This window comes from Novosphingobium sp. FG137 (assembly GCF_057809735.1).
Window position 1 is genome coordinate 23,996 of record NZ_JBMDKN010000009.1, and the last position, 23,615, is coordinate 47,610.

Annotated in this window: 19 protein-coding genes; 9 read left to right on the forward strand and 10 right to left on the reverse strand. The window is 65.4% G+C overall.

The window, feature by feature from the left end:
• Positions 1–24 precede the first annotated feature (24 nt).
• Both ACODS2_RS20745 and glpK read left to right on the forward strand, forming a co-directional pair.
• Complete coding sequence (locus ACODS2_RS20745) at positions 25–1,773, forward strand: amidohydrolase (protein WP_489000460.1); 1,749 nt, start codon at positions 25–27, stop codon at positions 1,771–1,773.
• 117 nt (positions 1,774–1,890) lie between these two features.
• On the forward strand, positions 1,891–3,375 hold the full coding sequence (gene glpK / locus ACODS2_RS20750; protein WP_489000461.1) for a glycerol kinase GlpK: 1,485 nt from the start codon (positions 1,891–1,893) through the stop codon (positions 3,373–3,375).
• Here glpK and ACODS2_RS20755 read toward each other — a convergent pair.
• From ACODS2_RS20755 to ACODS2_RS20790, 8 genes are all read right to left on the reverse strand, one after another.
• Positions 3,372–3,956, reverse strand: coding sequence for a nucleotidyltransferase family protein (locus ACODS2_RS20755; RefSeq protein WP_489000462.1), 585 nt, complete (start codon positions 3,954–3,956; stop codon positions 3,372–3,374). The two genes, glpK and ACODS2_RS20755, sit on opposite strands and share 4 nt — an antisense overlap.
• Entirely contained in the window at positions 3,937–4,932 is a 996-nt protein-coding gene (locus ACODS2_RS20760) for an XdhC family protein (RefSeq protein ID WP_489000463.1), read from the reverse strand. The genes ACODS2_RS20755 and ACODS2_RS20760 overlap by 20 nt, the downstream gene beginning before the upstream one ends.
• Positions 4,929–5,468: a cytochrome C gene (locus ACODS2_RS20765; RefSeq protein WP_489000464.1), complete on the reverse strand. Its 540-nt coding sequence runs from the start codon at positions 5,466–5,468 to the stop codon at positions 4,929–4,931. The genes ACODS2_RS20760 and ACODS2_RS20765 overlap by 4 nt, the downstream gene beginning before the upstream one ends.
• 56 nt (positions 5,469–5,524) lie before the next feature.
• Positions 5,525–6,067 (reverse strand): methylamine dehydrogenase light chain, encoded by a 543-nt coding sequence (locus ACODS2_RS20770; RefSeq protein WP_298164335.1) that lies wholly within the window; start codon positions 6,065–6,067, stop codon positions 5,525–5,527.
• Positions 6,068–6,122: 55 nt separating this feature from the next.
• Positions 6,123–6,725: a thioredoxin domain-containing protein gene (locus ACODS2_RS20775; RefSeq protein ID WP_489000465.1), complete on the reverse strand. Its 603-nt coding sequence runs from the start codon at positions 6,723–6,725 to the stop codon at positions 6,123–6,125.
• 4 nt (positions 6,726–6,729) lie between these two features.
• Entirely contained in the window at positions 6,730–7,299 is a 570-nt protein-coding gene (locus ACODS2_RS20780; protein ID WP_489000466.1) for a MauE/DoxX family redox-associated membrane protein, read from the reverse strand.
• Positions 7,299–8,492 carry an amine dehydrogenase large subunit gene (locus ACODS2_RS20785; protein ID WP_489000467.1) on the reverse strand — a complete coding sequence of 398 codons (1,194 nt, stop codon included), beginning with the start codon at positions 8,490–8,492 and terminating at the stop codon, positions 7,299–7,301. Before ACODS2_RS20785 ends, ACODS2_RS20780 begins: the two co-directional genes overlap by 1 nt.
• Before the next feature lie 151 nt (positions 8,493–8,643).
• Positions 8,644–9,348, reverse strand: coding sequence for a TetR/AcrR family transcriptional regulator (locus tag ACODS2_RS20790; protein ID WP_489000468.1), 705 nt, complete (start codon positions 9,346–9,348; stop codon positions 8,644–8,646).
• 244 nt (positions 9,349–9,592) lie between these two features.
• Between ACODS2_RS20790 and ACODS2_RS20795 the strand changes: the two genes are divergently transcribed.
• A complete protein-coding gene (locus tag ACODS2_RS20795) occupies positions 9,593–10,066 on the forward strand; it encodes a (2Fe-2S)-binding protein (RefSeq protein WP_298164347.1) in 474 nt (157 codons plus the stop codon).
• Positions 10,063–12,258, forward strand: coding sequence for a xanthine dehydrogenase family protein molybdopterin-binding subunit (locus tag ACODS2_RS20800; protein ID WP_489000469.1), 2,196 nt, complete (start codon positions 10,063–10,065; stop codon positions 12,256–12,258). The genes ACODS2_RS20795 and ACODS2_RS20800 overlap by 4 nt, the downstream gene beginning before the upstream one ends.
• A gap of 243 nt (positions 12,259–12,501) precedes the next feature.
• On the opposite strand, the gene ACODS2_RS20805 is transcribed toward ACODS2_RS20800, so the two are convergent.
• Positions 12,502–15,204: a TonB-dependent receptor gene (locus tag ACODS2_RS20805; protein WP_489000470.1), complete on the reverse strand. Its 2,703-nt coding sequence runs from the start codon at positions 15,202–15,204 to the stop codon at positions 12,502–12,504.
• 383 nt (positions 15,205–15,587) lie between these two features.
• On the opposite strand from ACODS2_RS20805, the gene ACODS2_RS20810 reads away from it, so the two are divergent.
• A complete protein-coding gene (locus tag ACODS2_RS20810) occupies positions 15,588–17,648 on the forward strand; it encodes a tetratricopeptide repeat-containing sulfotransferase family protein (RefSeq protein ID WP_489000471.1) in 2,061 nt (686 codons plus the stop codon).
• Here the strand turns inward: ACODS2_RS20810 and ACODS2_RS20815 are convergent.
• Positions 17,645–19,651, reverse strand: coding sequence for a TonB-dependent receptor plug domain-containing protein (locus ACODS2_RS20815; RefSeq protein ID WP_489000472.1), 2,007 nt, complete (start codon positions 19,649–19,651; stop codon positions 17,645–17,647). The genes ACODS2_RS20810 and ACODS2_RS20815 overlap by 4 nt on opposite strands.
• A gap of 150 nt (positions 19,652–19,801) precedes the next feature.
• Here ACODS2_RS20815 and ACODS2_RS20820 point away from each other — a divergent pair, with 150 nt between their 5' ends.
• The 4 genes from ACODS2_RS20820 (at position 19,802) to ACODS2_RS20835 (ending at position 23,592) form a co-directional block, all read left to right on the forward strand.
• Positions 19,802–20,569, forward strand: coding sequence for a DUF1223 domain-containing protein (locus ACODS2_RS20820; protein WP_489000473.1), 768 nt, complete (start codon positions 19,802–19,804; stop codon positions 20,567–20,569).
• A gap of 137 nt (positions 20,570–20,706) precedes the next feature.
• The gene (locus ACODS2_RS20825) at positions 20,707–21,813 is read left to right on the forward strand and encodes a pyridoxal phosphate-dependent decarboxylase family protein (protein ID WP_489000474.1); all 1,107 of its coding nucleotides are present in this window, start codon (positions 20,707–20,709) and stop codon (positions 21,811–21,813) included.
• 57 nt (positions 21,814–21,870) lie between these two features.
• Positions 21,871–22,944 (forward strand): acyltransferase family protein, encoded by a 1,074-nt coding sequence (locus tag ACODS2_RS20830; protein WP_489000475.1) that lies wholly within the window; start codon positions 21,871–21,873, stop codon positions 22,942–22,944.
• Positions 22,945–22,986: 42 nt separating this feature from the next.
• Positions 22,987–23,592 (forward strand): GNAT family N-acetyltransferase, encoded by a 606-nt coding sequence (locus ACODS2_RS20835; RefSeq protein WP_489000476.1) that lies wholly within the window; start codon positions 22,987–22,989, stop codon positions 23,590–23,592.
• Positions 23,593–23,615: the final 23 nt, after the last annotated feature.

The following is a 23,615-nucleotide window of genomic DNA, read 5'->3' on the forward strand; positions in this document are numbered from 1 at the left end:
GTGTTCGGGGTTGGGGGAAGTGATATGGCAGGTTCGCGGTTCGGCAAGTGGCTGCAGGGCGGTCTGATTGCAGCGGCAGTGGCGATGCCAGCAGGCAGTGCCTGGGCGAAGGAAGCCGTCGACCTCATCCTCCACAAAGGCCAGGTCATCACCGTGGACCGCGCCTTCACGCTGAAGACGGCGGTGGCGGTCAAGGGCGATCGGATCGTGGCGGTGGGCGGCGAGGAATTGCTGGATGCCTATTCCGCGCCCAAAGTGATCGATCTTGGCGGCAAGACGCTGATGCCGGGCTTCATCGATACGCACCTGCATCCCAAGCCCGTCTCGCCCAATGACATTGCCGTGCAGGATGCGAAAAGCATTGCCGAAGTGCAGGCCATGCTGCGTGCCAAGGCGAAGGAACTGGGGCCGGGCAAGTGGATCACCGGCTATGGCTGGCAGGAATCGAACTTTGCCGAAAAGCGCAATCTGAGCCGCGCCGATCTCGATGCCGCCGCGCCGAACAACCCGGTGGCGCTGCTGCGCGCGGGTTCGCATTCGGCAGCCTACAACACGGCGGCGTTCAAGGTCGCCAAGGTTGACAAGGCGACGCCCGAGCCCGCGACCGGACTTATCGAGCGCGCCGCAAACGGTGAGCCGAGCGGGATCATCCGCGAGCGCATGGATATCGTATCGAAGTTCATTCCCGATCCGGGCTGGGCAGCGATGCGCGGGCCGACGGTCACCTGGCTCAAGCAGATGCTCGCGCTCGGCATCACCAGCTTTCACGATGCCAGCGGCACGATCGACGACGAGCCGGTGGGCAAGGGCGGCACCGACAGCAAGGATCTCGATCCGCTGTGGGGCGCTTCCAACATGACCTGGAAGCGCGCGCGGGAGGTCTACGCCGCGATGGGCGGCGAGCTGCCCCGCATCACCATGTACATCATCCACCCCGGCGCCGAGCGGCTAAAGGCGTTCCCCTATCACACCGGCTATGGCGACAATCACCTGCGGCTCGGCGCGATCGGCGAGAACGCGGTCGATGGCGGGTTCACCGGGCCGACCGCGTGGCTGCTGGCGGACTACAAGGGCCAGCCGGGCTTTCGCGGCAAGGGCCGGTTTACCGATGCCGAGCTGCAGGAACTGGTCGACAGTGCGGCCAGGCTGGGCTGGCAGATGGGCATCCACTGCATCGGCGATGCGGCCATCGTGCAGACGGTTCGGGCCTATCACAATGCGCTGACCACGATCCCCGATCCGGCACATGGGCCGAACGACCGGCGCTGGTTCACCGATCACTTCACGATCATGCCGCCCGAGGACACTATGGCGATCATGGCGCAGGATCACGTGATGATCTCGCAGCAGCCCAATTTCCTCTACAATCTCGATGATCGCTATTCCGCGCTGCTCGATGATTGGCGGCTTGCGCACAACAACGCGATTGCGACGCCGGTGAGGAAGTTCGGCCTGTTCATGGCTTTTGCGAGCGACAACCTGCCCATCGGGCCGCTGGTGGGGCTCTATGCCGCGACCACGCGCAAGGGGCCGAGCGGCGTGGCCCGCGGGCCCGAGGAAGCCGTCAACCGGGCCGAGGCGATCCGCATGTATACGGCCAACGGCGCCTACCTTTCGTGGGAGGAAAACGAGAAGGGCACCATTGAGCCGGGCAAGCTGGCGGACATGATCGTGCTGCCCTTCGATCCGCTGACGGCACCGGAGGAGAGCTTCCTGACCGGCAAAGTGGACATGACGTTCCTCGGCGGGAAGCTGGTCTACCAACGCAAGTAGCGCTCGCCGGGTTGGTGCGATCTCAAAATTCTATGGGCTGGATGCAAAGGGTGCTTCCGGTGGCGTCTCGGCTTGGATAGGCATGGGCCCAAGGCCGAGCGCCACGAGAGGAGACCCATGCAGCCCCCCTATATTCTTGCCATCGATCAGGGCACCACTTCCAGCCGCTGCATCGTGTTCGATGCAGCCGCAAAGCCGATCGCGGTAGCGCAGCGCGAGTTTGCGCAGCATTATCCGGCCTCTGGCTGGGTCGAGCATGATCTCGAGGATATCTGGCAGGACGTGGTCACCGTGCTGCGCGAGGCGGTCGGCAAGGCGGGAATCGACGTGGCGGACATCGCCGCCATCGGCATTACCAACCAGCGCGAGACGGTGGCGGTGTGGGACCGCGCGACGGGCAAGCCGATCCACCGCGCCATCGTCTGGCAGGACAGGCGCACCGCCGATACTTGCGCAAGGCTCAAGGCCGATGGCGCGGAACCGCTGTTTGCCGCGAAGACCGGCCTGCTGCTCGATCCCTATTTTTCGGGCACCAAGCTCGCCTGGATTCTCGACGAAGTGGCCGGTGCGCGGGCGGCAGCGGATCGCGGCGAGCTTGCTTTCGGCACCATCGATTGCTTCCTGCTTTCGCGGCTGACGCGGGGCAAGGTCCACGCGACCGATCCGACCAATGCTTCGCGCACGTTGATGTTCGATATCGGCGCGCAGCAATGGGACGAGGAACTACTGCGCCTGCTGCGCGTGCCCGCCTCGGTTTTGCCGGAAGTGCAGGACAATTCCCATATCTTCGGGGAGTGCGATCCGGCGATCCTGGGCCGCGCGATCCCGATTGCGGGTATGGCAGGGGACCAGCAGGCGGCGCTGTTCGGGCAGGCCTGTTTCCGGCCCGGCATGACCAAAACGACCTATGGCACTGGCGCATTCGCGCTGATGAACATCGGCAACAAACCGATCCCGTCAAAGAAGCGCATGCTCACCACCGTGGGCTACCGGCTGAACGGTGAGACGACGTATGCGCTGGAAGGCGCGATCTTCGTGGCGGGTGCGGCGGTGAAGTGGCTGCGCGACGGACTGAAGATCATCACGCACGCATCGGACACGCATGACATGGCGGTGCGCGTGCCGGACAACCACGGCGTTTATATGGTGCCAGCGTTCGTAGGGCTTGGTGCGCCGCACTGGAACCCCGACGCGCGCGGGCTGATTTGTGGGCTGACGCTGGATGCAGGCGCTGCTCATGTGGCCCGCGCCGCGCTGGAATCGGTAGCTTACCAGACGCTCGATCTGATCAATGCCATGCGGGAAGATGCCAATCCGGGTGATGCCGCGCTGCGCATCGATGGCGGTATGGCGGCCAACGACTGGCTGGGGCAGTTCCTCGCCGATGTGCTGGTCGCACCGGTCGAGCGGCCGGTGAGCGTCGAGACGACAGCGCTGGGCGCGGCGTTCCTTGCTGGGCTGGCCACGGGCGTGTGGAGCGATCTGGCCGCGCTGGAGGCGACCTGGACGAGCGAGCGGCGCTTCGAACCGAAGATGAGCGCAGCTCTGCGCGGCGACCTCGTTGCGGGGTGGCACAAGGCGGTGGAGCGGGCGCTGCTTTAAAGCAGCGCTTCGGCGCGTGCCAGGTCTTCGGGCCGGTCCACGTCGAGCGCCAGTTGCGGATCGAGTGACACCGTGGGCGCGCCCTTGAGCCGCACCGCGCCGCCCCGATCGCCCTCCAGCGCGGTAAGGGCGGCAAAGTGGGCGGCGCCGAACAGGGCGGGGGGCATGATCACGCCGTTCGCCTCGGTTGCGATGCGGTCACCGTTGAAGCGACTGACGAGCGCGTAGATGTGAGCCGCCGGGACCAGCGGCATGTCCGCCAGGGCGACCAGCACGGCGCGCGCGCCGTTCGCCTGCGCAGCGGCAACGCCTAGGGCGAGCGAGCGGGCCTGTGGGGCTCCGGGCGGAGTCAGCGGCACGCAGGTGTAGCCGAGTGCGGAGAGGTCCGGCACATTGGGACCGACCACGGCATAGCGCGCAGCGAAAGGGAGGGCCGCCAGCATTTCGGCGGCATGCAGGGCCAGCGGTTTTCCCTCGAGCGACGCAACCAGTTTGGGTCCGCCGAAACGCGCTGACTGCCCGCCAGCGAGCAGGACCAGCGCGATACCTGTGAAATCGGCGTCAGTTGCGGGTGGGGACATGGGCGGCGGGATCGTGCCCGATCCGGCCCGGCGCGCGGCCGCTCCAGCCCGGCATGCCGGCGCAGGCCTGATAGTCCTGCACCACTTCGCCCAGGATCGAGAGCGCCAGCGTCGCGGGATCGCGTGTCGCGGGGATCAGGCCGATACCGCCGCGCAGCATGTCGAGGCTCGCCTGCGGAACGCCGATTGTGCGCAGCCCGGCGAGGCGCGCGTGGTGCGTGCGCGCACTGCCGACAGCGCCGTGGTAGAACCCGTCCTGAGCCAGCGCGTGGGGGAGCAGTTGTTCCTCCCAATCGTGATCGTGGAACAGGAAAACGAAGGCCGTCCAGGGATCGCCGACGAGTTCGGGAAGGGCGGTGCGGCTTGCCAGCGGAGTGACCCCGGGCTCGGCTGCAGCGATGCGGTCGCTCGCCGGGGCATAGGCCTCGACACGGATGCCGAAGGCGCGGGCAAGGCGCACGAGCGCGGTCAGGTCCTCGCCATGGCCGAGCGCAACCAGCCGCAGTGGCGGAGCGTAGGCGCGCTGGAAGCCCTGTGCGCCCAGTGTATCGGATAGCAGGGCAGCGCCCTCGCTGAGCCGCAGCACGGCGGCCTTGCGCTGATCGAGCCGCGCCAGCACTTCGCGCAGCACCGCAGGATTGGGGCGGGGCGTGAACAGGAGATCGATGCCGCCGCCGCAAGGCAGCCGGATATCGAGATAGGGCGAGCCGATGCCATAGCGCACGGTGCGGCCACGCCCCTGCGCCAGCACGTCCTGCGCTTCGGCAATCACCGCCGCCTCCACGCAGCCGCCGGAGAAAGAACCAGCGCTGCGGCCATCGGCAAGCACGGCCATCTGCGCGCCGATCCCGCGTGAGGAGCCGCCTTCGATGCCGGTGAGCGTAATAAGCACGCCATCGACGCCGTCTTCCGCGCCTTCGATCAGAAGGCCGAGAATGCTGCGATCATCGTGCGCGATCCCGCCGTGAACACTCATTGGGTGGAACCCGGGTATTGCAGACGGAGCGACGCAGGCGCGCGGCACTTGTGAATGGCTTCGTTGGCCAGCCGCAACCGTTCGGCTTTCAGCGAGACGCTGGTGAGCGCGAACTGGCGTTCATGCGCGACTTCCTCGCCAGTGAACGGCTTGGTGCCCGCCGGCACGCTCTTGCCGCCGAGTACGAAAACCACGTAGTTCATCAGGTCGGCGAGTTGGGCGTTATCGGTGATGCGGCTGTGGGCGACATTGGGCAGGCGCAGCAGATAGGCGCGCGATTCCGGCGTGCACATGAACCAACCCACGCGGTCCTTGATCTCGGGCAGATGGGCAGGGACGGTGGTTCCGCGCAGCCCGTGGCAGCCTGCGCAGTTCTCGATGAAATCGCTCTGCGCGAGTTCGGGATCGACCATCGTCGCGCGGACGGCGGCTGAAATTTCGGGCGAGTGATTGTCCGGCTCGGCCGCGCGCAGCGTGCCGAGCGACAGCACGCCGAACAGCGTTGCGGCGACGATCAGGCCCATGCGCTTCTTCATACGCCCTTCCTTAGACCCGTTCGCCGCCTGCCGGAACCCCCAGCGTCGCTGCTGCGTCAGGCCGTGCCGACGAGCACTGCTGTCGAGCAATGGTATTCCATGCTGGTCGTACCGAAGCACCAGATCACATCGTTGTTGAGCTGCGGCACATAGAGCTGCGTCTCACGGTCGGTGCCGTCGCAATCGCACTTGTTGCAATAGGCCTTGCCGCAGCAATCGCGGTAGGCGATCAGATAGGCGCGGCCGTCATCAGGATTGATGCAGGTGCCGACCCAAGAGACGGGCGAGTGCTCCGCGCCCGGCGGGCAGCGATTGAGTCCGCCGCCGCAGCACGAGCAGAGCGAGCCGTCGATCGCGCAATAGCGCCAGTAATCGCACTTGGTATCGTCCTTGCTCTGCGCATTACGGGCGAAGGTGGTCTTCGCCTCGGGCGAGCGGTCCGGTTTGGCAGCGCTGGCGCGGCTGACCGGAAGGACCGGGAATACCGGCGCGGCGACCAGCGCGAGGCCGAGCCGGGCGAGAATGCCGCGGCGTGAGGTGCCGCCGGCAAAGCGGCGGAGCAGCTTCTCGCCCATGGCGTCGGGATTGAAGGTCTTCATGAGCTTGTCCCCTGTTGTGCGCTGGAACCGTGTTCTTGTGAGTGGATGAGGGCGATCAATTGACGACGGCCTTGAGCTTGCCGATGTAGTCCTGAACCGAGCGAATGCCCATTTCGTGGGCGATCACGAGGCTTTCGAGATGCTCGCGGCTGTTGACGAGGCCCTTCGAGAGGATCGTGCCGTGCTCGTCCATCAGGACGGCGTAGGGCAGCTTTGCCACTTCGTAAGCCTGGCCGACTTCGGGGCCATTGATAAACGAGTAGCCGCCAAGGCTGTGCTCCGCGATCATCTGGCGCTGCGCAGCAACGTCGTCATCGCCGATGAAGACGAGTTGCAGGCGCTCATCACGGGCGAAGGACTTCGCCACCGGAATGAGGTTCTTGCAGAGCGGGCAGGAGGGCGAGACGAACATGAGGAGGCGCAGCGGCACGCCGTGGAGGTGGCCACCGACTGTGGTCTGTGTGCCTTCGATCGTCGTGGCCGGGATTGCAGCAGCGGCGCTGCCGACAGCGGGGCCTGCGGACGTCGTCAAAGCACCGGCAGGGGCAACGCGCATGTGCAGTACGCCGACCTGACGGGCCAGCGCAAGCAGCGCAACACCCAGCAGGAGGATTACGACCCACGACAGGATCGTCGAGACGAGCAGGGCTTGCAACATTCGGCTACCTCCGCGAGGCGGCGAGCGGTGATGCCGCAAGCGCCCCGATGGCGTTGAAAAGCTGGACGATCACGAACACCGCCAGGCCGCCGGCCAGTGCGATGGCGAGATCGGCATAAGTGGACGCAGCGCCCGGCAAAAGGCGCGGGACAAGCAGCGCCGCAAGCAGCAGATTGCGGGTGACAAGCAGCCAGCTGAGCGGTTGGCGCAGCTGCGAACGACCGCAGCCGCAATCGATCTCGCGGCGCCCCCGCGTGATGTTGATGGCCATGGCAGCGGCGAAAATCACCAGCAGCGCGATGGCGACCGCCGCAGCAAGGGCCTGTCCGCCCAGCAGCAGGCCGATGGCGACGGCAAGTTCAGCCGGAGCCAGCAGCATGGCAGCCGGACCGACGAGCGCGGCGGGCAGCAGCCGGTAGTTTGCGATGACACCCGACAGGATCTCACGATGACGCAGCTTGGCGAGGGCGGCCTGCAGGAAGACGAGGCCAACCCCCATCGCTCCCGCAAGGCCGAGAACGCCAATGCCGGTCCCGCCAATTGCAGCCAGTGTCAAGGTGCTGCTGTCTGCCATCAGGGCTCAAGCGTCCGCAGCACGCCGCCAGCGGACTTCTCGAGCTTGAACTTCTCTTCGAAGGTCTTGGCATCGAGAATATGGAGCGTGCCGCTTTCTCCCGAGAGGATGAGCTTGGCGTTGGGCTCCTGCGTAACGGCGACGGCAGAGGCCGGATCTTCCAGCGGGATACGCTTCACGACCTTCTTGGCCGCGACATCGAGTTCCCACAATTCGGTGCCGGATTCCTTGTGCGTCCAGTATTCGCCGGTGTGCATCAGCACGAAAGCGTGGCCGGTGCCGAGGTGATAGGCAAGGCCCTGACGCGCGCCGGGATACCAGTGCACATCGAGTGGCTTGGTATCGGCGGGCGAGACGCCGGCAGCGGCCTGGATCGAGAACGGCTCCGAAATCGTCGGCGTCGCGCCCAGCTTGGCGGTGTAGACCTGCCCGGTATAGGTCAGGAACACGGCGGTCTGCTTGGCGCCGTCGTAGCCGAAGTTGTCGAAGATCGGATCGTTGGTGGCCGAGAAGAACGGGGCCGAACGCGTGATCTCCGGCTTGGCGCCAGCCGTCTTTACCGTCGCCAGCGATCCATCCGAGCAGAGCGCCGAGAAGCCGACGCCGGTGACCGGCATCAGGCTGGCGCAGCCGGGCAGCTCGATCTTCTTGACGAACTTGCCCTTGGCGAGATCGACGACGTTGACCGACGAGGCGGGATCGAGGTTGTAGACGTAGGCCGTCTTGCCCTCGTCCGCGATCACGAAGTTGAACTTGCGTCCGCCGATCAGGATGCGGCCGGGAATGGCAATTTCGGTCTTCAGCTTGAGCGTGGCGGAATCATAGACCGTGATCATGTCCTGCCGCGTGCCGCGCCAGCCCTTGGTCCAGATGCTTTCCGACACGTAGTAGGCCTTGCCGGCCGGATCGATCGAGAGGTCCGACAGCGTGGAAGCCTCGACCATGCCGAGCATCTTGCCGGTTTCGGTATCGTAGATCGAATTGCCGGGGACGACGAAGCCGCGCTCGACAAACACCCAGCTCGGCTTCGGTGCGGAGAGTGTGACAGCCTCAAGCTCCGGGTCCGGCTGCAGCGGATCGGCTGCGTGCGCAGCGGGAACGCTGCCCAGCAGAGCGAGCGCGGAGACAGCCGCGGCGGTGTACCTGGCCCTAGCGGAGAGCGGAGACTTGCCCTGAACCTTCATCATCTTCATCTGGCCTGGCCCCTTCTGTCTGAAACGCCTGAACCCCATGCACATTGTGCGCCTGCGAAGAAGATTTGACGAGCGTCCAGTTTTAGTCAAGCGCTTTGTAGCGCCGATCGCGCGGTTCCGGTGGAGAGCCGCAAAAAAAGCGCGGCAGGGGTCAGGTGCGGGCCGCGATCTGCTGCGGGGTGATCGATTTCACCAGTGAAACCATGGCCTCGGCGGCGATCGCGGTGATCTGCGGCATTTTTGCGGCCCAGGGCTTCTCGAAACCGAGGAACGGAGTCGTGCCTTCCATCGAAGCACTGACATAGAGCGCGACCGTGGCCACCTCGTCGGGCGAAAGCGCGGGGTTGAGCTCTGTCACCACTTCGCCGATGAAATCGTGCACGCGCTGGTAAAAGGCGCGCACCCGATCGGCGACGAAGGGGTTGTGGTTGGCGAGCGCCCACAGTTCGGTAAACAGGCGCGTGGTGCGCTTGCCGGCGATATCGTCGAGGCACAGCTTCACGATCAGGCGGAGGCGGTCTTCCGGAGCGATTCCGGGTTGGCGGACCTGACTTTCAAGCAGCTTGTCATAGCTGTCGAGGAGCTCGTCCAGCATGATCTTGATGAGCATTTCCTTGCGCGGGAAATGATAGCTGACATTGCCGACCTTCATGCCGCTCTTGGTGGCGATACGGCGGATGGTGAAAGCGCTGGCACCTTCCTCGATCAGCACGTCGTGTGCGGCCTTGAGAATGGCATCGACGGTTTCGGTGCCGCGGGCATAAGTGCCGGGGCGGGGGCCGGTGACCATACCTTCATCGCCTGCGATCCCACCTTCGCGGTGTGCCTCGACCAGCGTGACGGTATTACGATCCATGGGTCATGCGTAGCATGCGCGCCGGAACCTCACCAGAGCGCCCTTCCGGCAAATCGCTCTTGACGGAATCCTGAACTTTGTACAGACTTTGTTCAGGTTTTTTAAGCTCCTGAAATTAGACAGTTATTACTCGGCCAAGCCTCTATCGATACCGCGTTGTATCCGGGGCAAGACAAGGCCCGATTTTCCCCGCATTCGCCGGTTTGGCGCGCATTTGCCGCCCCGGCTGCTCGAAAGGACCGCAATGGCGATCTCGCTGACCGTTAACCGCAAGCCCCGCACCGTGGATGTCGAATCTGACAAGCCGCTGCTCTGGGTGCTGCGCGAAGATCTCAATATGCCGGGCACCAAGTTCGGCTGCGGCGCCGGGCTCTGCGGCGCCTGCACGGTGATCCTGAATGGCGAAGCGGTGCGCTCGTGCCAGACGCCGCTGGCCGATGCCGCCGGCAAGGATATCGTGACGATCGAAGGCGTGACGGCCTCGCCGGTCGGCGCCAAGGTGGTCGAGGCGTGGACTGCGCTCGACGTGCCGCAGTGCGGCTATTGCCAGGCGGGGCAGATCATGTCCGCCACCGCGCTGCTGACCGCAACGCCCAAGCCTTCCGCTGACGAAGTGACCGCCGGGATGGCGGGCAACATCTGCCGCTGCGCCACGTATCTGCGGATACAGAAGGCCATCGCCGAGGCGAGCAAGGCCATTTCGGGAGCCGCCGCATGAACGCCGTTTCTGTCTCCCGCCGCTCGTTCATTGCCGCCTCGCTTGCCGGCGGTGCTGCGCTTACCTTCGAAGCGAAGCTCGCCTTCGCTGCTGCACCGGGCGGCGGCGAGCCCGCCATGCTAGGCGTGTTCGTGAGCATCGCGCCAGACAATACGGTGACGATCCTCGCGAAGAATCCCGAGATCGGCCAGGGCGTGAAAACCATGCTGCCCATGCTCATTGCCGAGGAACTCGACGTCGCCTGGAGCCAGGTGAAGATCAAGCAGGCTGACGACAATGCCGCCAAGTATGGCCCGCAGTTTGCCGGCGGCAGCATGACGACGCCGCTCAACTGGCTGCCCGCGCGGCAAGCGGGTGCCGGTGCGCGCGCCATGCTGGTGTCCGCCGCAGCGCAGCAATGGGGCGTGCCTGCCGCAAGCCTGACGACGAGCGAGGGCAAGGTGCTGCACGCCGCCAGCGGCCGCTCGATCACGTACGCGGCGCTCGCGCCGATCGCGGCGAAGGTCGCTGCGCCCGATCTCGAAAAGGTGCCGCTCAAGTCGCCCAAGGACTTCAAGATCGTTGGCAAGTCGATGAAGGGCGTCGATACGCCCGCCATCGTGCGCGGCGAACCGTTGTTCGGCATCGATGCGCATCCGGCAGGCATGCTCTATGCCGCGATGGTCAAGTGTCCGGTGATCAGCGGGACGCTCAAGAGCTTCGATGATGCCGCCGTCCGCAAGGAAAAGGGCGTGCTGGCCGTGGTGCCGGTCACCGATGGCGAGATCCCGGCGGGCAAGCACAATGCCGTGGCGATCGTCGGCGACAGCTGGTGGCGGGTCCACAAGGCGCGCGAGAAGCTGGCTGTGGAGTGGGATACAGCGGGCTTCGACGGCTATTCGACCGATGGGTACAGCGCCATGGCCAAAGCCCTGATGGGCGCGGCACCGACAGCGGATCTGTTCAAGGCAGGCAATGCCGATGCGGCGCTTGCCAAGGCGGCGAAGGTGGTGACGGCGGACTATGCCTATCCGTTCCTCGCCCACGCCACGCTCGAGCCGCAGAACTGCACCGCGCTGTGGCATGCGGACGGCAAGCTTGAATTCTGGGCACCGACGCAGGATCCGGGCACGGCGCGCGGCGATATCGCCAAGGTGCTCGGCATCGATCCTGCCTCGATGACGATCCACATGACGCGTATCGGCGGCGGTTTTGGCCGGCGTTTGATGAGCGATTTCATGATCCTCACCGCCTGCGTGGCGAAGGCGGTGCCGGGCCGCCCGGTCAAGCTGCTGTTCGATCGCACCGACGACATGCGCAACGATTACTACCGGCCGGGCGGATGGCACCGCATGACGGCAGGGCTTGATGCGAGCGGCGCGCTGGTAGCGCTGAAGGATCACTTCATCACTTTCGGCGCCGACGGGAAGCCGATGCGAGCCGCGGAAATGCGGGCGACCGAGTTTCCGGGGCCGGTGCTGCCCGATGTGCATTTCGGCATGTCGTTCCTCAAGACCAACCTCACCACGGGCTGGCTGCGCGCGCCGACCTCGAATGCGGTCTCCTTCGTGTTCCAGGGCTTTCTCGATGAAGTGGCCGAGGCGGCGGGGACGGATCTGCCCGAACTCATGCGCCGCACGTTGGGCGCCACGCGGCAACTGCCGCCGGAGCCCGATGATACGCCCTTCGACACCGGCCGCGCGCGCGGGGTGATCGATGCAGTATGCAAGTTTGCCGGGTGGACCGGCAAACGCTCGGCCCCGTCCGGAGCCAATGGGGGCAAGGGGCGCGGTTTCGGGTTCTACTTCAGCCACCGTGGCTACTTTGCCGAGGTGGTTGACCTCACCGTGACTGACGGCACGATCACGATCGACAAGGTCTGGGTTGCGGGTGACATCGGCAGTCAGGTGATCAATCCCCTGAATGCCGAGCACCAGATGCAGGGCGCGGTGATCGACGGCATCGCGCAGGCGATGGTGTGGCAGCCGATCGAGCAGAAAACCGGCGCCGTGACGCAGGAAAACTTCGGTGATTTCCCGCTACTCCGCATCAACCAGACGCCGGGTGAGGTCGTGATCACCTGGGTGGTGACCGACAATCCGCCTACCGGCCTTGGTGAGCCGACGCTGCCGCCGGTGATCCCCGCGATTGCCAACGCGATCCGCGATGCGACCGGCAAGCGCCTGCGCAGCCTGCCGCTTTCGCTGGCGTGATATCTCACTGATCGAGCTCCAAATCCGGGGCATCAAGAACCCCTCTCGCGTTGCGGGAGGGGTTTTTTCTGGCCACCTCAACCTTCGTCATTCCCGGGATGGCTGGAAGCGAAAGCCGCGTGCGCCGTGCGCGGCGCTTTGGATATCCGCCCGCGCAGGACTGATGAAAAGGTGGGCAAAACAAAACCCCCCCGCGGCCGAAACCGCGAGGGGCTGTCTGTTTGCTTCAATCTGGCCTGCGCCTCAGTAGCGATAGCCGATCTTGAGCCCGAAGAACTGCGGGCGGATGATGAACGTGCGGCTCGAACCGGAGCAGACCGAGACGGAGCAGAACGTGTTGCGGGTCAGCTGGCCACGCCGGTCGAAGGCGTTCTGGATGAACGCATCGATCGTCCAGTGCTCCTTCTTGACGCCGGCCGCAAAGTCGAAGCTGATAAAGCCCGGCGTATTGCCGAGGAAGTTGTTGTTTTCGACGTTGAGGTCCTGCGTGGCGCCTGTCTGATACAGGGCAGCTGCCTGGAAGTAGGTCTTGTAGTCGCCGATATCCGTGTCGTAGCGGATCGTGGTCGTGCCCTTGAACTTGGGCTGGCGTGGCAGGCGGGTGCCGTTTGCCGCGGCAACCGTCGGGGTGCCGAGGTTGGTACCGCCATTGTTGTCGCTCACGATGTTGCCGTCAGCATCGATGAAGGTGCCGAGCGAGCAGGTATCAAGCTGAGCGATCGTCTGCGCGGCGCGGTTGGCGACGAAGTTGCAGAAGTCGCCCTTCAGCTTGCCATCGTTGTAAGCGCCGCTGGAGGTAATCGTCCACTTGCCGAGGCGCAGGTCGGCATCGAATTCGATACCCTTGACCTCGGCCTTGCCGGCGTTGCCGGTGTAGCCAGCGCCCTGGGCACCCGCGACGACCACGCCGTATTGGATGTTGTTCCACTTCTCGAGGTAGATCGCGCCATTGAGGCGGAAAATGTTGTTCCACGTCGTCTTGAAACCAAGCTCGAAGTTGGTCAGCGTTTCCGACTTGAAGGCGGGAGCGGCCACGACCACCGACGGCTGCGTCGTGGTGGCGCGGATGCGCAGCGGACGGTTGTAGCCGCCGGGGCGGAAGCCGGTCGAGTAGTTGAAATAGACCAGCTTCTGGTCGGCAACCTGCCAGTCGACGACGACCTTGTGGGTCTCGCCCTTCTCACTGTAGCGGCCGATGCTTTCCGGATCGAGCCGGTTGGTGTTGCGGCATTCGAGCCGCGCACCCGTGAGCGGCAGCGGGCAGCCGACCGCGCCGGTGGGCGTGAAGATCGAAGGTGCGTTGAGCGCGGAGCTGGCCACGCCGGCGAAACCGGTGATCTGGTAATCGGTCCAGAAGTAGCGGATGCCGCCGGTCACCTTGATCGCCGGGGTAATGTTGTAGTGCGCTTCGGCGAAGGCTGCCGTATCGTGATAGAGCGTGTCGTTCTCGGTAATGTAGAACCCGTCGTCACGCACGGCAGGCGTGCCGAGGATCATCGTGCCGCCCTGTGCTTCGGGAATGCCGAAACCTTCGAAGTTCGTATCGCCGCCGCCGGCTGCGGTGTAGCCGACGATCTTGTCAAGCCCGCGGATCGCGTAGAAGTCGTTCGTGTTGTTCTTCTGGCGCTGGTAGAACCCGCCCACCGTCACGTCGAACGGCCAGGACTTCGGTGTCGTCAGGCGCAGTTCCTGAGTGAATTTCCGCTGGCTGTTGTCGGCATGGTAGTACTGCGTCGGATTGAGCAGAGTGGTGCACTTGAGCGAGGCACCGCTGCCAGTGCAGCCCGCCTTGTCGAAGAACTGCAGATAGCTTTCATACCCTGGCCCGAAGCCGTCATAAGCCACGGTGTAGTAGGTATAGTCGTTGTTGATCTTGCGGTTGCGGTGATAGTAGCCCGTCGCCGAAACGAGATCGAAATCGCCGATATGGCCATGGATGGTCAGCGCGGCCTGATACCACTTGTCGTCGCTGCGGGTCAGATCATAGTCGTGGACCTGAAGATCGCCGAGCCGCTGGTCGAAGCCGAAGTAGCCGTAGGAAATCTGCCGCTGCGCGGTGATCGACGGCGTGATTTCCCAACCATCAGCCACGTCCCACAGCATCGAGAGGCGGCCGCCGTATTCGTAGACGGGGTTGTAGTTGTCCTTGGCGATCGACGCGTTGTTGAGCGTGTACGTTGTCAGCGGATTGTCGTCGCCCAGGTTGAGCACCGCCGGCCGGCCATCGTTGAACTTGCCGTTGTTGGGCGTGTTGTCGATGTAGCCACCTTCCTTGCGGTAGTAGCCCATCGCGCGGACGGCGAGCGTATCGCTCACGGGAATGTTGACGAAGCCCTTGAAGGTGCCGCCCATGTCACCCTTGCCGAACTTGTTGACTTCAGTGTCAACGCCCATTTCGAACGAGCCGATCTTGGGCTTGGCGGTGATGAAGCGCAGCACGCCGGCGAGCGAACCGGCGCCGAACAGGGTGCCCTGCGGACCGGAAAGCGCCTCGATACGCTCCATGTCATAGACCTGGATATCGGGCACCTCGGCACCGGTGATGGGGATTTCGTCGAGGTAGTAGCCGACCGAGGCATAAGCGCCGCCGGCGGGAACGATACCGCGGAAATAGACCTCGCTGCGGCCCGGCCCGATGCCGGCGAACGAGACCGAAGGAAGCAGGGCGGCGTAATCGGCAAGACCCTTGACCTGCCGCTGCGCAAGGAAATCGGAGTTGAGTGCCTGGATTGCGATCGGCACCTTCTGCACGTTTTCCGACTTGCGCGTCGCGGTGACGATGATCTCGTCGAAACCGCCGGCCGGCTTGGTATCGTCAGCGGGAGCAGCCTGCGGCGCGAGCGCTTCCTGCGCAAACGTGGCGTGAGGCGCGGCAATGCCGGTAAGAATAGTGGATAGGCACAGCGCCCTCAGCGTGTGCGACCGGCGACCGGTTTTCTTTGTCATATCGTGTGTGGCTCCCTGGGTCGATACTCTGGTCTGCAAAAGCTCCTTCGTTCGTTCCTGCGAAGCGACTCGTGGCCGCAAAGCGCACTGCCGAAGCAGCGCAGTCACCGGGGTCTTCGCTTGCGAATTCGCATTATCGCGAAAAACCCTTGAGCCATGGCCGCTTAGCGACCTCTGGCTGACCGTGCGCGAGCACGGCGTGAAAAATGCAAAATTGCCCCCGGATTGGGTCATTTCTTGACGCCTGTCCTAAAGGGCAAGATGCTACATTGTTGCCGAGAGTCAACATTCTTTTTCGCATTTGCAGCATGTCCCGGTCATCGGCGTTGCACCTGTGTCAAAACCTGCACATGATGCAGCATATGCGAGGGCGGGAACTAACGATGGATATAGGAAACCCTGCCAGATCGGGACAGAGGGCCCCGGCGCAGGCAGCTTTGCGGGCGTCGCTCGATGCGGCGGCGGCGCAGGTCGAGGCGAGGCCCGACTTCGCGCTTGCGGCAGCCGAAGAGGCGCTGCGTGCCGTACCCGGATTGCCGCCCGCACTGTTCGTCGCTGGCCAGGCGCTGCGGCGCCTGCGCCGCCCGGCCGAGGCCTGCGCCAGGCTGATGCTGATCCCCGGCGGTCCGCGCCGCCCTGCAATGGTGCTGTGGGAACACGCGCAGGCCGCGAGCGAGGCGGGGCGAAGCGCCGAAGCCGTTACCGCGCTCGAGGCGCTGACGCGCACGCAGCCGGGGGTTGCCAGCGGGTGGATCCTGCTCGCCTCCGAACTGCGCAAGGCGGGGCGCGAGGAAGATGCCTGGCGGGCCGACTTGTCCGCTGTGCACGCCGCCTCGCGCGATCCTGAATTGCTGGCCGCCGCTGCCGATATCAACGCGGGCAAGCTGGACGAAGCCGAGGCGAAGCTCGCTGCACGCGCCGCGCGCCTGCCGGACGATCCTGTCGGTACGCGCATGCAGGGCGAGCTGATGTGGCGGCGCGGCGACATGACCGAAGCGCTGAGGCTGGTGGAACGGGCGGTAACGCTCGCGCCCGGGTTCGATCTGGCACGCGATTTCCTTGTGCGGCTGCTGATGCAGGTCAACCGCCTGCCCGATGCGCTTGTCCATGCCGAGATGCTGGCGCGCAGTCCGGTCGCAGGTGCGGCGGCGGACCTCATTCTCTCCTCGGTGCTGGTCCGGCTCGGCGATCAGGACCGCGCGCGCACGATCTATGAGCGCATGCTCGAGGCGCAGCCGGAGCAGCCGCTGCTGTGGCAGAACCTGGGCCACGTGCTCAAGACGCTGGGCGAGCAGGGCGAGGCGATCAAGGCCTACCGCACAGCTGTTACGCAGCAGCCGAGCCTGGGTGAAGCGTGGTGGAGCCTTGCCAACCTCAAGACGGTGAAGCTGGAAGGCGATGATATCGCACACATGGAGGCCGCGCTGGCGGGGCTGACGGGCGAGGCGGGCCGCGACGAGGATGTGTTCCACCTCCATTTCTCGCTCGGCAAGGCTTACGAGGATGCGGGCGAAGTCGCACGGTCGTTCGAGCACTACGACAAGGGCAACCGCCTGCGCCGTTCGCTGGTACGCTATGATCCCGATCTGCTTGCGGCCGAGGCGGATGCAACTGCATCGACCTTTACCAGCGCCTTTATCGCCGGGATGGGGGAGGGCGGCTGCCCGGCGGAGGATCCGATCTTCATCGTCGGCCTGCCGCGCTCGGGCTCCACGCTGGTCGAGCAGATCCTCTCAAGCCACAGCGCGATCGAAGGCACGATGGAGCTTTCGGAAATGATGGTGATTGCAGCGCGGCTGCAATCACGCGTGGATGAAGGCGAGTTTGCGGATTTCGCGGCGATGGTGCGCTCGCTGGGGCCGGCTGAGCGCCTGCGTCTGGGCGAGGAGTATATCGAACGCACACGGGTGCACCGGAAGACGGACCGCCCGCGGTTTACCGACAAGATGCCCAACAACTGGCAGCACGTCGGGCTGATCCGGCTGATCCTGCCGAACGCGAAGATCGTCGATGCGCGGCGGCATCCGATGTCGTGCTGTTTCTCGGGCTGGAAGCAGCATTTTGCGCGCGGGCAGACGTTCACGTATGATCTTGGCGAAATCGGGCGGTACTACTGCGACTATGTGAAGCTGATGGCGCATTACGACGCGGCCGCGCCGGGGGCGGTGCACCGGGTGATCTACGAGCGGATGGTGGCGGAGACCGAGCACGAAGTGCGGCGCCTGCTAGGCTATCTGGGGCTGCCGTTCGAGGAAAGCTGCCTCGAATTCCACCGCAACACGCGTGCGGTGCGCACGGCGAGTTCGGAGCAGGTGCGCCAGCCGATCTACACCGATGCAGTGGAGCACTGGAAGGCGTTTGCCCCGTGGCTCAGTCCGCTCGAGGCGGCGTTGGGCGATGTGGCGACCTGCTATCCGGAAGTGCCGGCGGCGCTGTTGCCCTAGCGGAACGCCACCCGCACCCCCGCCCAGAGCGTGCGCGGGGTGCCGAGATCGATCGAGCCGCCCGAATTGCGCGTCACCACGGTTTCGTCGAACAGGTTCTCGCCGCGTAGCACAAGGCTGAACGGCCCGGCGATTGGCGCTTCGGCATAAGCATCGAGCGTGGTTGCGGCGGGCAGGATGTCCGTCTCCAGATCGTCTTCGAACTGCGCGCCAGTGTGCCGCACGGTGAGCGCGAGCGTGGTGCGCGGCGAGGGACGCCAGGCGGCGGTGGCACTGGCGGCATAGCGCGGCGTCTGCGACGGGCGCTTGCCATCAAGCGCGGTGCCGGGGGCTTCGACCTTGGCATCAGTATAGGCGAAGGAGCCGCTCAGCGAGAACGCGCCGAGCTTTGCTTCCGCGCCCAGTTCGATCCCCTTGGCGTGGACGGCATCGACGTTCTGCCGCTCGCGCACGTTGGGTGCGATGGTGACATTGGCGATGGCGTGGCGGACCTTGTTGTCGAACGCCGTGGCCGAGAACGACAGGCCCGGTGCGGGGTGCCAGTCAAGCCCGCCTTCGAACCCGCGCAGCTTCTCGTTTTGCAGTGCTGCGTTGGCGCGCGTGACGATGGGGAACACGGTGAAAGTGCGGTAAAGCTCGTTGAGTGTCGGCTGGCGCAGGCCAGTATAGACCGATCCGCGCAGGGCGAGGCCGCCGCCGAGCTTGACCACCGCGCCGCCACGGAAGCTGCCGTCCCAGCCGGAGCGGTCCGGATAGAGCGTGGTCGCCGTGTTTCCACCGAGCGGCGTTTGCTCGAAAAGGCCATTGCGCACCGACCAGCGGTCCGCGCGCGCGCCAGCGGTGAGGATCACCGGGCCGAGGGTCCAGTCATCCTCGATGAACAGGCCGAGATCGCGGTTGGTGCCGCCCGCGCGGCGCTGGCCGCTGATCCTGCCGGCGGTGTAGACGTCCTCCTCGGTCTTCCCTTCGGCATAGCGCCAGTCTGCACCGAGCCGCAGGACATGCGCCTTGCCCACCGGCGGGCGCAGTTCGAACTTGCCGCCGATGCCGGTCGAGGGCGTGGCGCGCTGGTTGAGCGTGGGGAGGAAGTTGCGCGCGCTGATCACCACATTGTTGAAATCGCGGCTCTGCACATAGGCAAGGGCATCGAACTGCCACGCTCCGCGCCCGACGAGGCGCAGGCTGGCGTCCTGGCCGCTGGCAGCTGTGTCAGCTCCGGCAAAGCGGAGCGTGCGCGCATCATTGAAGGCGGCGACGCGGGCTTGCAGTTCGATACCGCCGGTGAGCGGAGCCACCGCGCGCAAGCTGGTGGACCAGCTTTCATAGCGGGCACGCACGCTGGCGGGGACGCGCTGGTCCACCGGCGTGGTCCAGAAGCCGCGGCCACGGTCCCATCGGCCCGAGGCGACCAGATACCCCGCGCCAAGCCTGGGCGCGAGCGTGGCGGAAACCTCCGTCTCGCCGCGATCATCGACGAGCGCACGTCCGCCGAACAGGCCAAGCTGGTCCGGGCCTGCGCTGGTCAGGTCGATGGTGCCAGCGACCGCACCCGCGCCGAACGCGCCCGAGCCGCCACCACGGGTGACGCGGGCCATGGCCAATCGCTCCGGCGCAAGCGCGGAAAGCGGGACGTAGCCGAAGAACGGATCAGCCATCGGCACGCCATCAAGCAGCAGCAGCGTGCGGCTCGTGGCATTGCCGCCAAGCGCGCGCAGCGTGATGCCCTGTGCGGAAGGATTGGACGCGCGGCTGTCAGAACGGCGGAACTGCTGGAAACCGGCAGCGGCGGAGAGCGCATCCTCGAGCCGGCCCGAGGCGGCGACGGCCAGCCGGTCACGGTCGATATCCTGAACATCGTAGGCGACAGCCGCCGGAGCAGCATCTAGCCCGCGCCCAGTCACGACGATCTGATCCGGCGCAGCCTCGTCAGCCAAGGCGAGCGACGGCAGGGCGATGCCGGCAAGCAACGGAGACAGGGCAGCATGGCGGAGGCAGGGTTGCACGAGGCTGTGGCTTTCTATGGAAACGGCGTGTCCGGGGCGTTGCCTTGGCAGGCCCGCCTGTCAAGTGCGCGGGCAGGCAGACGTTGTAACCGGTGAAAGGAACGCAGCGAACCTGCAGGCATTCCCCCAGACCTTGTGAAGGTTTTTCCGATGTCCCGATCTCCGTCCCTTGTCCGCCGTCTTGCCGCGATTGCCCTGCCGCTGGGTCTTGCTGGTTCGGCAGTGCTTGCGGGCCACGCCTTGATCAGCACCGCCATGGCGAGCGCCCCTGCGGCTCCTCGTGTTGCCGCCGCTCCCGCCGCGCCCGTGCTGGTCGAGCTCTACCAGAGTGAGGGCTGCTCCAGCTGTCCGCCTGCCGAGGCCTGGCTCAATGGCAATGCCGGCCGCCCCAACGTGATCCCCCTCGCGTTCGAGGTGACCTACTGGGACTACCTTGGCTGGAAGGACAAGTTCGCCAGCCCCGCGTATACCCAGCGCCAGCGCGATTTCGCGGCGCGTTCGCCAAGCCACGAGGTGGCGACGCCGCAGTTCTGGATCAACGGCCAGCAGAGTGTGAGCGGTGCCAACCCGCGCGCGGTGGAGGCCGCGATCGCTTCGGTCAGGATCACCGCGCCGGTGCCGAGCGTTGGCGCTGGCAGCGTGACGATTGCGAAGGGCGCTGCTCCCGCGCGCCCGGCCGATGTCTGGCTGGTGCGCTATGATCCGCGCACGATCGAGGTGCCGATCAAGGCGGGTGAGAATGGCGGTCGCACCCTGCCGCACCGGAACCTCGTGCGCGAACTTACCCGGCTTGGCGCGTGGAGCGGCGCGGCAGTGCGCTTTGCCTATCCGCCTGCGACCGGCGGCCTACGCAGCGCGGTGTTCCTGCAGGATGGCCGTGGCGGCGCGGTGCTGAGCGCGGGGAGCGACGCGCGGTAGGTCTGCCAGGCTAAGCGAAGGCCGGACGGAAGACCGGCTATCGTCGGGCCAAGGAAATGTGCCTGCCCCTTGGCGGGCGGCTTGGGCAGGATTGGTGCTGGCGGGCAAATAGCGCCCGCGAAGCAGAGAGGTCCTGCATGATCCAACTCCCCGAGGCGCTCCCCGAGACCGGTATTGGCGAAGAGGCGGTGCTCGATCTGCTGGGTGCGGCGGCGATGGCGCGGGCCGCCGATCTCGCCGCGCCCGATGCGCTGGCGCATATGGACCCGCCTTCCGCTCCGGTGGCTGCGCAGATGGCCTATTTCGTCGCGCAGGCCAACCAGAACATGCTGCATCCGGCGACCAGCCCTTTCGCCACTCTGGCCGAGGCGCGCGTGCTGGAGTGGATTGCGCCGGCGTTCGGCATGGCCTGGGGGCAGTTCTGCAGCGGATCGACGCTGGCCAACCTGACCGCGCTCTGGGCTGCACGCGAGGCGGGAGCGCGCATGGTGGTTGCATCGGCCGAGGCGCATATCTCGGTGCCCAAGGCGGCGCGGATCCTTGGTATGGACTATCACCCCGTGCCGGTTGGCGATGATGGCCGCCTGATCCGCGCGGCGCTTCCCGATCTTGCCGATGCGGCGCTGGTGTTGACGGCAGGGACAACCGGGCGCGGGGTGATCGATGATCTGACCCCGGTTCCGGCCAGGTGGCTTCATGTCGACGCGGCATGGGCCGGGCCGCTGCAACTCACGTCGTATCGGGATCGGCTGGCGGGCATCGAAGCGGCGGACAGCATCGCGATCTCCGCGCACAAGTGGTTTTTCCAGCCCAAGGGCGCGGCGCTTGCTCTGTTCCGATCGGAAGCGGCGCGGGCCTCGATCACGTTCACCTCGTCGTACCTCGCGCGGCCCAACAGCGGGGTTGAAGGCACACGCAGCGCGGCGGCGCTGCCGCTGCTCGCGACCTTGCTGGCATGGGGCCGCGAGGGGCTGGCGCAGCGGATCGAGCGTTGCATGACGATCTCCGAGGCGCTTGCGCAGCGCCTCGATGCCGATCCGCGCACGGTGCTGAAGCATTGGCCGGAAAGCGGGGTGCTCAATTGGCGTCCGGTGGAAAGAGATACCGGCGCCGTGATCGCCGCCCTTGATGGCACGAGTTCGGCCTTCACCATCGGCGAGACCGTGTGGGTGCGGCAGGTCGCAGCCAATCCGCATGCCGATGTCGATGCGATCTGGGCGCGGATTTGCGCAGCGCTGGGCTGAACGCGGCCGGACTTTGGCGATTGCGGCACGCGGCGGGTTGTGCAAACCAGCCCGGCGATGGTTTCCCACCCAGCCGATAACAAGATCCGGTCGCTTCACGGGCTACGCGGTCTGATGGCCTGGTGGGTGGTGAGCGGGCACCTTGCGCAGGCGTTCGGGGTTCACCTGCTGCTGATCGATACACCGGAACTCGCCGTGGATGTGTTCATCCTGCTTTCGGGTTTCGTGATTGCGATGCTGGTGGAGCGAAAGGCGGAAGCCTATCCGGCCTATATCCTGCGCCGCGCCTTTCGCCTGTTTCCGCTCTATCTACCGCTTCTGCTGATTTCCGCGGCGCTGCTTCCGGTGCAATTGGCGGTGTGGCGAACCTTGCCGCCTACCGCCGGTACGCGCGATCATGTCTTCCTCGCCCAAGCTGCGCTGGCGAACCTGCCGTTCCATCTCGGCGTCCATGCCGCCTTGCTGCAAGGGCTTGTGCCGACACAGTATTCCGAGGGGGTTGCCGTCACGATCATGGCGCAGGCCTGGAGCGTTTCGCTTGAATGGCAGTTCTACCTCGTGGCGCCGTTCCTCATCGCGGCGCTGTACCGGCAGTCGTGGCTGCGCGTTTGCGTCGCCGTGATCGTGCTTCAGTTTGCAGCGCGCTATTTCATGGGCGCCTTCCTTGGCGTGAAAATCCTGCTGTTTGTTGCAGGCATTGCGACCTGCATGGCGATGACACCGCAGTTGCGGCGGCAGGGGCTGGCGATTGCGGCCTTGTGTGCGGCGGTGACGGTGGCGCGCGATGGCTTGCAGGAACTGGTTCCGCTCGGCATCTGGGCGGCGGTGATCGCATCTTCGCTTGCACGGCAGGGGAGCGCTGCGCAAGGTCTGGCACGGCTGCTCGGCAGCCGCATCGGCTATCACATGGGTGAAATCTCCTACGCGGTTTACCTGTTTCATTTCATTGTGTTTTTCGTCGCAGTCCATGTCATCACCCAGGTCGGACTGGATGGAGCGATGCGGGCGGCGACTGTATCTGCCCTGACAGTCGGGTTTACGTATCTGGGCGCCTTGGCCTGCCATCATCTGATCGAACGACCGGGCATCACGCTCGGTGCGCGGTTGTCGCGGGCCCTTGCGGCGCGATGATGAAGCTTACATCAGGCTCTGAAAGCGGCTAGGGTTTTCGTCATGACACTGCTGCCCGGAACCGACTTTCTCGAAACGGAGCGGCTGATCCTGCGCCGCATGACCGAGGACGATCTCCCCTTCCTCATCGCCGTCCACGCCGATCCCGATGTGGCGCGCTATATCGGATCAGGCATGCCGCGCACACCTGCCGAGACCGAGCAGTGGTTGGCGAATGTGCTGCACGGCTATGCTCATGCCAGCCTCGGCCCCCTGCTGGTAACGCGCAAGACCGATGGCAAGCGCCTCGGGCGATCCGGGCTGAGCGACGGCGTGCTCGAAGCGGATCCGCGACCGGGTCTTCTGCGCCGGATGTGGTTCTTCCGCACACATGTGCCGGAGGGGGTGGCGTTCGAGAAGCAGCCTGAACTAGGCTATACCTTCGCGCGCGAGAACTGGGGGCAGGGCTATGCTTCGGAAGCCGCGCGCGCAGTCTGGACTTATGCGCAGGAGCATCTCGCTCATCCCGCGATCATGTCCGTGATCTACGCGGACAACGTGGCCTCGCGCTCCGTCGCACTCAAGTTCGGCGTGCGCTACGTTGACGATGTCGACATGAACGGGCGCGTTTATCAGCGCTTTCTCTGGCCGGTATCCGCACGCGACTGACGGAAAGGGGGCCATGGCGCGCT

What these genes read in the sequence shown, in the direction of transcription:
- ACODS2_RS20765 (WP_489000464.1), bottom strand. Translation starts at nt 5,468, where the DNA reads ATGAAGAAGCGCATGGGCCTGATCGTCGCCGCAACGCTGTTCGGCGTG.
- ACODS2_RS20790 (WP_489000468.1), bottom strand. Translation starts at nt 9,348, where the DNA reads ATGGATCGTAATACCGTCACGCTGGTCGAGGCACACCGCGAAGGTGGG.
- ACODS2_RS20770 (WP_298164335.1), bottom strand. Translation starts at nt 6,067, where the DNA reads ATGAAGACCTTCAATCCCGACGCCATGGGCGAGAAGCTGCTCCGCCGC.
- ACODS2_RS20775 (WP_489000465.1), bottom strand. Translation starts at nt 6,725, where the DNA reads ATGTTGCAAGCCCTGCTCGTCTCGACGATCCTGTCGTGGGTCGTAATC.
- ACODS2_RS20785 (WP_489000467.1), bottom strand. Translation starts at nt 8,492, where the DNA reads ATGAAGATGATGAAGGTTCAGGGCAAGTCTCCGCTCTCCGCTAGGGCC.
- ACODS2_RS20825 (WP_489000474.1), top strand. Translation starts at nt 20,707, where the DNA reads ATGATCCAACTCCCCGAGGCGCTCCCCGAGACCGGTATTGGCGAAGAG.
- ACODS2_RS20745 (WP_489000460.1), top strand. Translation starts at nt 25, where the DNA reads ATGGCAGGTTCGCGGTTCGGCAAGTGGCTGCAGGGCGGTCTGATTGCA.
- ACODS2_RS20830 (WP_489000475.1), top strand. Translation starts at nt 21,871, where the DNA reads ATGGTTTCCCACCCAGCCGATAACAAGATCCGGTCGCTTCACGGGCTA.
- ACODS2_RS20800 (WP_489000469.1), top strand. Translation starts at nt 10,063, where the DNA reads ATGAACGCCGTTTCTGTCTCCCGCCGCTCGTTCATTGCCGCCTCGCTT.
- ACODS2_RS20760 (WP_489000463.1), bottom strand. Translation starts at nt 4,932, where the DNA reads ATGAGTGTTCACGGCGGGATCGCGCACGATGATCGCAGCATTCTCGGC.
- ACODS2_RS20820 (WP_489000473.1), top strand. Translation starts at nt 19,802, where the DNA reads ATGTCCCGATCTCCGTCCCTTGTCCGCCGTCTTGCCGCGATTGCCCTG.
- glpK (WP_489000461.1), top strand. Translation starts at nt 1,891, where the DNA reads ATGCAGCCCCCCTATATTCTTGCCATCGATCAGGGCACCACTTCCAGC.
- ACODS2_RS20795 (WP_298164347.1), top strand. Translation starts at nt 9,593, where the DNA reads ATGGCGATCTCGCTGACCGTTAACCGCAAGCCCCGCACCGTGGATGTC.
- ACODS2_RS20835 (WP_489000476.1), top strand. Translation starts at nt 22,987, where the DNA reads ATGACACTGCTGCCCGGAACCGACTTTCTCGAAACGGAGCGGCTGATC.
- ACODS2_RS20810 (WP_489000471.1), top strand. Translation starts at nt 15,588, where the DNA reads ATGGATATAGGAAACCCTGCCAGATCGGGACAGAGGGCCCCGGCGCAG.
- ACODS2_RS20805 (WP_489000470.1), bottom strand. Translation starts at nt 15,204, where the DNA reads ATGACAAAGAAAACCGGTCGCCGGTCGCACACGCTGAGGGCGCTGTGC.
- ACODS2_RS20780 (WP_489000466.1), bottom strand. Translation starts at nt 7,299, where the DNA reads ATGGCAGACAGCAGCACCTTGACACTGGCTGCAATTGGCGGGACCGGC.
- ACODS2_RS20755 (WP_489000462.1), bottom strand. Translation starts at nt 3,956, where the DNA reads ATGTCCCCACCCGCAACTGACGCCGATTTCACAGGTATCGCGCTGGTC.